The sequence below is a fragment of the uncultured Arenimonas sp. genome, assembly GCF_963976025.1.
Classification (GTDB): Bacteria; Pseudomonadota; Gammaproteobacteria; order Xanthomonadales; family Xanthomonadaceae; genus Arenimonas.
This window is the reverse complement of sequence record NZ_CAXBJS010000126.1, coordinates 1-7,851: the sequence shown is the minus strand read 5'-3', so window position 1 is coordinate 7,851 and position 7,851 is coordinate 1. Positions and strand designations below refer to the sequence as shown.

The 7,851-nt window shown below is 68.8% G+C and carries 8 protein-coding genes and 1 pseudogene; 8 read left to right on the top strand and 1 reads right to left on the bottom strand.

Features of this window, described 5'->3' with window-relative positions; all coding sequences use genetic code 11:
- Positions 1–203 precede the first annotated feature (203 nt).
- The 3 genes and pseudogenes from AACZ35_RS10225 to AACZ35_RS10215 all read left to right on the top strand — a co-directional run.
- Positions 204–1,172: pseudogene (locus AACZ35_RS10225) on the top strand (endonuclease domain-containing protein); the annotation flags it as partial.
- Positions 1,153–2,532, top strand: a complete 1,380-nt coding sequence (murD, locus tag AACZ35_RS10220) for a UDP-N-acetylmuramoyl-L-alanine--D-glutamate ligase (protein WP_339828810.1) — start codon at positions 1,153–1,155, stop codon at positions 2,530–2,532. The pseudogene AACZ35_RS10225 and the gene murD, both read left to right, overlap by 20 nt.
- Positions 2,533–2,632: 100 nt before the next feature.
- Complete coding sequence (locus tag AACZ35_RS10215; protein WP_339828808.1) at positions 2,633–3,412, top strand: dienelactone hydrolase family protein; 780 nt, start codon at positions 2,633–2,635, stop codon at positions 3,410–3,412.
- Position 3,413: 1 nt separating this feature from the next.
- Here AACZ35_RS10215 and AACZ35_RS10210 read toward each other — a convergent pair whose 3' ends face one another.
- The gene (locus tag AACZ35_RS10210; protein ID WP_339828806.1) at positions 3,414–4,412 is read right to left on the bottom strand and encodes a polyprenyl synthetase family protein; all 999 of its coding nucleotides are present in this window, start codon (positions 4,410–4,412) and stop codon (positions 3,414–3,416) included.
- 137 nt (positions 4,413–4,549) lie between these two features.
- Between AACZ35_RS10210 and ssb the strand changes: the two genes are divergently transcribed.
- From ssb to AACZ35_RS10185, 5 genes are all read left to right on the top strand, one after another.
- Complete coding sequence (gene ssb / locus AACZ35_RS10205; protein ID WP_339828804.1) at positions 4,550–5,062, top strand: single-stranded DNA-binding protein; 513 nt, start codon at positions 4,550–4,552, stop codon at positions 5,060–5,062.
- Positions 5,063–5,105: 43 nt separating this feature from the next.
- A complete protein-coding gene (gene rfbB, locus AACZ35_RS10200) occupies positions 5,106–6,161 on the top strand; it encodes a dTDP-glucose 4,6-dehydratase (protein WP_339828802.1) in 1,056 nt (351 codons plus the stop codon).
- Positions 6,162–7,046 carry a glucose-1-phosphate thymidylyltransferase RfbA gene (gene rfbA, locus AACZ35_RS10195; protein WP_339828799.1) on the top strand — a complete coding sequence of 295 codons (885 nt, stop codon included), beginning with the start codon at positions 6,162–6,164 and terminating at the stop codon, positions 7,044–7,046.
- The gene (gene rfbC, locus AACZ35_RS10190; protein ID WP_339828797.1) at positions 7,043–7,600 is read left to right on the top strand and encodes a dTDP-4-dehydrorhamnose 3,5-epimerase; all 558 of its coding nucleotides are present in this window, start codon (positions 7,043–7,045) and stop codon (positions 7,598–7,600) included. The genes rfbA and rfbC overlap by 4 nt, the downstream gene beginning before the upstream one ends.
- A 6-nt stretch (positions 7,601–7,606) precedes the next feature.
- The coding region (locus AACZ35_RS10185; RefSeq protein WP_339828795.1) for a sugar nucleotide-binding protein at positions 7,607–7,851 on the top strand (245 nt) is incomplete at its 3' end.

Here is a 7,851-nt window from a genome sequence, read left to right as displayed (position 1 = left end):
CCAAGCCTCGACCGCCAGTGCGTCGGGCTCCCCGCGGCGGGCCTTGCGCCCTCACCCCGCGGGAGCAGCGATTGACCATCTCGCGCCCGCCGCGGCAATCCGCTAGATGTTGACACCCTCAACATGCTGACCCCCCATCTGAAGGCGCCCTCCCAACCTGTTGCCCACAAAGCCGATTCGCCCCCAATATGTCGGGGACCGGCGCCGCAGCGGCGCCCGCGGCCGGGCTGTCGGAACATGCCGTGGTCGCCATCGGCGGCGGCAAGGACTCCCTGGTCAGCATCGAAGCCCTGCGCGCCGCCGGCGTGGCGCAGACCGTCACCTGGGTCGGCGGTTCGCCGCTGATCGCCGCCTGCGCCGCGCGCACCGGCCTGCCCACGCTCAATATCGGGCGGGCGCTGTCGCCGCTGCTGTTCGAACTCAACCGCCGCGGCGCGCTCAACGGCCATATCCCGGTGACGGCGGTGAACTCGGTCATCCTGGCCCTGGCCGCGCTGCTGAACGGCCACGACCAGGTGGTTTTTTCGAACGAACGTTCGGCCAGCTACGGCAGCTTGATCCCAGGCACCGGCGAGGTGAACCACCAGTGGTCCAAGGGCTGGGACTTCGAGCGCGACTTCGCCGCCCACCTGCGAAGCCACGTCGCCGCCGACCTGCGCTATTACTCGCTGCTGCGTCCGTTCTCCGAGCTGGCGGTGGCGCGCCAGTTCGCGCGCATCGACCACTACGACGCGTATTTCTCCAGCTGCAATCGCAACTTCCACCTGCTGGGCGAACGCCCGGCGCAGCGCTGGTGCGGGGTGTGCCCGAAGTGCCACTTCGTGTTCCTGGCGCTGGCGCCGTTCATGCCCAAGCCGCGCCTGATGGGCATCTTCGGCCGCAACCTGCTCGACGAGGCCGACCAGGCCCCGGGTTTCGACGCGCTGATGGAGTACCGCGACCACAAGCCCTTCGAATGCGTGGGCGAGGGTCGGGAATCACGCGCGGCCATGGAACTGCTGGCCAACAGCGCGGCCTGGCGCGAGGATGCCCTGGTGAAACGTTATGCCCGCGAAATCCGGCCGCAGCTCGACCCGGCCGAGCGGGGGCTGGCGTCGCTGCTCGAACCCTCGGATGATCACGGCATCCCCGACGCCTTGTGGGAGCGTCTGCGTGCGAATTTCGGAGCTTGAAGGAAAACGGGTTGCGATCTGGGGCTACGGCCGCGAGGGCCGTTCGGCGCTGGCCGCCCTGCGCTGGCGCCTGCCCAGCCAGCCGGTAACCGTGTTCTGTTCGCACGACGAAGCCGAACCCCTGCGCGACATGCAGGACCCGGCGCTGCGCATCGAAACCAGCGTCAACGCGCAAATGCTTGCCGAACACGAAGTGGTGGTGAAGTCGCCGGGCATCAGCCCCTACACCTCGCCGGCCGCCGACGCCGCGCTTGAAGGCGTGCGTTTCATCGGCGCCAGCGGCCTGTGGTTCGCCGAGCCCACGGCCGGCAAGCGCATCTGCATCACCGGCAGCAAGGGCAAGTCCACCACCACGGCGCTGGTTGCGCATCTGCTGCGCGCCTCGGGCGCCCGCACGGCGCTGGCCGGCAACATCGGCCTGCCGCTGCTGGAGCTGCTGGACGTGCAGCCGCCGCCGGACTACTGGGCGATCGAGCTCTCGAGCTACCAGACCGGCGAAGCCAGCGACGTGGACGTGGCGGTGGTGCTGAACCTGTTCCCGGAACACCTGGACTGGCACGGCAGCGAAGCGCGTTATTACGCCGACAAACTGGCCCTGATCACCCGCGCCGCGCCGCGCCTGGCCGTGCTCAATGCCGGCGATCCGCACCTGGTGGAACTGGACGTGCCGGCATCCACCAAGGTGCACTGGTTCAACCACGCCGACGGCTGGCACCTGCGCGAGGCCATGGTCTACCGCGGCGAACAGCCGGTGCTCGACGCCCGCCACGTGCCGCTGCCGGGCCGGCACAACCGCCTGAACCTGTGCGCGGCGCTGGCCACCCTCGAAGCCCTGGGCCTGGACGCGGTGGCGCTGGCCTCGGCGGCGGCCAGCTTCCGGGCGCTACCGCACCGCCTGCAGTCCCTGGGCCTGCGCCACGGCATCGAATCGGTGAACGACTCGATCTCGACCACGCCGCAGTCCACCATCGCCGCGCTCGACTGCTACCGCGGCCGCCGCGTGGCCCTGCTGGTGGGCGGCTACGACCGCGGCCTGGACTGGGGCATCTGCGTCGAACGCATTGCATCCGAACCGGTGACAGCGGTGATCACGATGGGCCAGAACGGCCCGCGCATCCATGAAAAGCTCAAGCCACTCGCCCAGGGCGGGCGCTTCATCCTGGCCGAGGCCGAAGAAGTCAGCGAGGCGGTGAAGCTGGGCCTGCAGGCCCTGGGCCACGACGGCGTGCTGCTGCTGTCGCCGGGCGCGCCGAGCTTCCCGCGCTACCGCGACTACATCGACCGCGGCCGCCACTTCGCCAAGGCCGCCGGCTTCGACCCCGACCTGATCAACACCATCCCCGGCCTCGGCGTCGCCTGAAAACCAGGGTCAGAGTCGAGTTTTCATCGGGGTTTAACGGCAACGGGGACAGCATCGGGAAAACTCGACTCTGACCCCGGTTTCCAAGGATCCCTCCGCCATGCGCCGTTGCCTGCTTGCCCTCGCCCTGTTCGCCCTTGCCGCCGCCGCCCAGGCCAAACCCGTTGCCGAGCCGGTGAGCTGGGAACATGGTGGCACCACCTTCGACGGTTACCTGGTCTACGACGCCGACGAAGACGACCGGCGACCGGGCCTGCTGATGGTGCCCAACTGGATGGGCGTCACCGACGCGGCGGTGGAAAAGGCCAAGGCGCTGGCCGACGACGATTACGTGATCCTGCTGGTGGACATGTACGGCAGCGGCGTGCGCCCGGCCAACGCCCAGGAAGCCGGCAAGGCCGCCGGCGCCGTGTACGCCGACCGCGAGGCCCTGCGTGGCCGCATCAATGCCGCGCTGGGCGTGCTGCGCGACTCGGCCGGCAAGACGCCGCTGGACGTGACCGACATCGGCGGCATCGGCTTCTGCTTCGGCGGCGCGATCGTGCTGGAACTGGCGCGCAGCGGCGCCGACGTGGCCGGCGTGGTCAGCTTCCATGGCAACCTCGAAACGACCCTGCCGGCGAAGGAAGGCGAGGTCAGCGCCAGCCTGCTGGTGCTCAACGGCGCCGCCGACACCTACGTGCCGCAGGCGCAGATCACCGGCTTCCAGGACGAGATGACGGCGGCCGGCGCCGACTGGCAGTTTGTGAACTTCAGCGGCGCCGTGCACTGCTTCGCCGAGGCCGATGCCAACAGCCCGGGCTGCATGTACGACCCGCGCGCCGCGAAGCGCGCCTACGGGATGATGGAAGACTTCTTCGACGAGCGCTTCGGCGACTGATTCAGTGCCCGCGGGCGACGGCGTAGCGGGCCAGGCCGCGTAGCGCGCGGGACCATTCGGAGTCCGGCAGCGCGTCCAGGGCGGCTTCGGCGCGGTCGGCGTAGTGGGCCGCGCGTTCGCGGCTGTAGTCGATGCCGCCGGACTGGCCGATGGCCGCGAGAACCTCGGGCATGGCATCGGCGTCGCCGGTTTCAATCGCCTCGCGCAGGCGGGCGCGGACCTCGTCGCCGGCGTGGGCCATGGCGTGGATCAGGGGCAGGGTGGCCTTGCCCTCGGCCAGGTCGTCGCCCAGGTTCTTGCCCAGGGCATCGGCATCGGCGGTGTAGTCGAGCACGTCGTCGGCGATCTGGAAGGCCAGGCCCAGGTTCATGCCATAGGCGTGCATGGCCTGCTGGGTGGTTTCGTCGGCGCCCGACAGCAGCGCGCCCAGGCGCGTGGCCGCCGCGAACAGCACGGCCGTCTTGCGCTCGATAACCCGCAGGTAGGCCGCTTCGTCGGTGTCGGGGTTGTGCACGTGCAGCAGCTGCAGCACCTCGCCTTCGGCGATCTGGTTGGTGGTGTCGGCCAGGATGCGCATGACCGGCATCGAATCGAGCTCCACCATCAGCTGGAAGCTGCGCGAATACAGGAAATCGCCCACGAGCACGCTGGGCGCATTGCCCCACAGCGCGTTGGCGGTGCGCCGGCCGCGGCGCAGGTCGGATTCGTCCACCACGTCGTCGTGCAGCAGGGTCGAGGTGTGGATGAACTCGATGATCGCCGCCAGCTGGTGCGCCCGTGGGCCGCCGCCGCCCAGGGCCCGGGCCGCCAGCACGACCAGCATGGGTCGCAGGCGCTTGCCGCCGGCGGCGACGATGTGTTCGGAAATCTGGTTGATAAGCACCACGTCCGAGGCCAGCCGGCCGCGGATCAGGGCGTCCACGGCCGCCATCTCGCCGGCGGCGAGGGCCTGGACCTGGGTGATGCCGGGCAGGGAAACGGGGCGGGGCTGGGCGGACATGGCGCGATTATACGATTCCCGGCCCCCTTTCCGGGTGGTTTCCCACCCCCGGCAGGGGCAATGGCCGGTGGCCCGGGCGGCGAAGGCTGGCATAATCGGGCCTTCCACGGATCAACAAACATTAAAGGCGGTTCGCCATGGCGCGCGGTGTAAACAAGGTCATCCTGGTCGGCAACCTCGGCAACGACCCCGAGATGAAGTACACGCAGGGCGGCATGGCCATCTGCACCCTGTCCGTGGCCACCAGCTCGGTGCGCAAGGACAAGGAAGGCAACCAGCAGGAACGCACCGAGTGGCACCGCGTGAAGCTGTTCGGCAAGCTCGGCGAGATCGCCGGCGAATACCTCAAGAAGGGCCGCCAGGTGTATATCGAGGGCGAGATCCGCTACGACAAGTTCACCGGCCAGGACGGCGTCGAGAAATATTTCACCGACATCATCGCCAACGAGATGCAGATGCTTGGCGGCGGCGGTGAAGGCGGCGGTGGCGGTGGCGGTGGACGCTCCGAGCGCCCGGCCCGTCCGGCCAGCGGTCGTCCCTCGGGCGGCGGTGGCGGCGGCGACTACGGCAATCGTGGTGGTGGCGGCGGCGGTGGTTCCTCGCCCCAGCGCGGCGACGACCCGTTCCCGGACGACGACATCCCGTTCTGATTGGAAGCGACTGCGGTTCCCCCCACCCGACAGGAATAACGGCATGCAGACCTGGCTGGTCACCGGCGGCGCCGGTTTCATCGGCGGCAACTTCGTGCTCGACGCCGTGGCGTCGGGCATCCGCGTGGTGAACCTCGATGCGCTGACCTATGCCGGCAACCTCGACACCCTGTCGCCGCTCGACGGCAACCCGGACCATGTGTTCGTGCAGGGTGACATCGGCGACCGCGCCCTGGTGGCGCGGCTGCTGGCCGAACACCGGCCGCAGGCGGTGGTCAATTTCGCGGCGGAAAGCCACGTCGACCGCTCGATCGACGGCCCGGGTGCCTTCGTGCAGACCAATGTCGTGGGCACCTTCAACCTGCTCGAAGCGGCGCGCGAGTATTACCGCGGCCTCGAAGGCGAGGCGCAGGCGGCCTTCCGCTTCCTGCATGTCTCCACCGACGAGGTTTATGGTTCGCTGGGTGATGAGGGCAAGTTCACCGAAGAAACCCCGTACGCGCCCAATTCGCCGTATTCGGCGTCCAAGGCCGCGTCCGACCACCTGGTGCGCGCCTACCACCACACCTACGGGCTGCCGGTGCTGACCACCAACTGCTCGAACAACTACGGGCCGTTCCAGTTCCCGGAAAAGTTGATCCCGCTGGTCATCCTCAAGGCCCTGGCCGGCGATCCGCTGCCGGTGTACGGCGATGGCCGCAACGTGCGCGACTGGCTGTTCGTGAAGGACCACTGCGCCGCCATCCGGCGCGTGCTTGAAGCCGGCCGCATCGGCGAGACCTACAACGTCGGCGGCGACGCCGAGCGCCAGAACATCGAGGTGGTGAAGGCCATCTGCGCGCTGCTCGACCAGCGCCGTCCGCGCGACGACCGCCAGCCGCGTGAATCGCAGATCACCTTCGTCAAGGACCGTCCCGGCCACGACCGGCGCTACGCCATCGACGCCTCCAAGATCCAGTCCGAACTGGGCTGGCAGCCGACCGTGGATTTCGAGCAGGGCATGGCGGCCACGGTGGACTGGTACCTGGCCAACGAGGCCTGGGTGCAGCGCGTGCTGGACGGCAGCTACCGCATGGAACGCATCGGCCAGGAGGCCTGAATGAAGCGCAAGGGAATCATCCTGGCCGGCGGTTCCGGCACCCGTCTTTATCCGATCACGCAGTCGGTGTCCAAGCAGCTGCTGCCGGTCTACGACAAGCCAATGATCTACTACCCGCTCAGCGTGCTGATGCTGGCGGGCATCCGCGAAGTGCTGGTCATCAACACCCCGCACGAACAGGAGCTGTTCAAGCGCCTGCTGGGCGACGGCTCGCAATGGGGCATGGACATCCGCTACGAAGCCCAGCCCAGCCCCGATGGCCTGGCCCAGGCCTTCCTGATCGGCGAAGACTTCCTGGCCGGGCAGCCCAGCTGCCTGGTGCTGGGCGACAACATCTTCCACGGCACCGGCCTCACCGAGCGGCTCAAGCGCGCCGATGCGCGCGAACACGGCGCCACGGTGTTCGGCTACTGGGTCAAGGACCCGGAACGTTACGGCGTGGCTGCGTTCGATGCCGACGGCAAGGTCGTGGACATCGAGGAAAAGCCGGCGAGCCCCAAGTCCAACTACGCCGTCACCGGCCTGTATTTTTACGACGGCCGCGCCCCGGAGTTCGCCAAGGCGCTCAAGCCTTCGCCGCGCGGCGAGCTGGAAATCACCGACCTCAACCGCGTTTACCTCGAGGAAGGCGGCCTGCACCTGGAACAGCTCGGCCGCGGTTACGCCTGGCTCGATACCGGCACGCACCAGTCCCTGCTGGAAGCCTCGACCTTCATCGAAACCATCGAAGCCCGCCAGGGCCTGCGCGTGTGCTGCCCCGAGGAAATCGCCTGGGGCAATGGCTGGATCACCGACGCGCAGCTGCTTGAACTGGCCAAGCCGCTGGCCAAGAACGGCTACGGCCAGTACCTGCTGTCCCTGGTCGAACGCGGGGCGGTGCCTTGAAGGTCATCGAAACCGACCTGCCGGGCTGCCTGCTGTTCGAGCCCCGGGTGTTCGGCGACGAACGCGGGTATTTCTACGAAGCCTTCAACCACGACAAGCTGGCGCCGCTGGGCCTGGCCCCGAAGTTCGTGCAGGGCAATGTCTCGCGTTCCGAACGCGGCGTGCTGCGTGGCCTGCACTACCAGTGGCCAAACCCGCAGGGCAAGTTCGTGTCGGTGCTCGAAGGCGAGGTCTGGGACGTGGCCGTGGACATCCGCCGCGGCTCGCCAACCTACGGCCGCTGGGCCGCTGCGGTGATCAGCGCGGAAAACAAGCGCCAGTTCTGGATCCCGGAAGGTTTCGCGCACGGTTTCGTGGTGCTCAGCGAACAGGCGACGTTCCACTACCTGTGCACGGCCACCTACGACCCGCAGGCCGACGCGGCCATCCGCTGGGACGACGCCGACCTGGCCATCGACTGGCCGGTCTCGAACCCGTCGCTGTCGGGCAAGGACGCCGCCGCGCCCTTCCTGGCCGATATCCCGGCCGACCGCCTGCCGTCCTACGAGGGCTGAGCCGGCATGCGCCTGCTGCTGCTGGGTGCCAACGGACAGGTCGGGCATGAACTGCGCACGGCCCTGGCCCCGCTGGGCGAAGTGATCGCCGCCACCCGCAGCGGCCAGCTGCCGGACGGCGGCGCGGCCGAAGTGGCCGACCTGGCGGCACCCGACACCCTGGCCGGCCTGGTCGAACGCGTGGCGCCCGACCTGGTGGTCAACGCCGCCGCCTACACCGCCGTGGACCGTGCCGAAAGCGAGCGCGACCT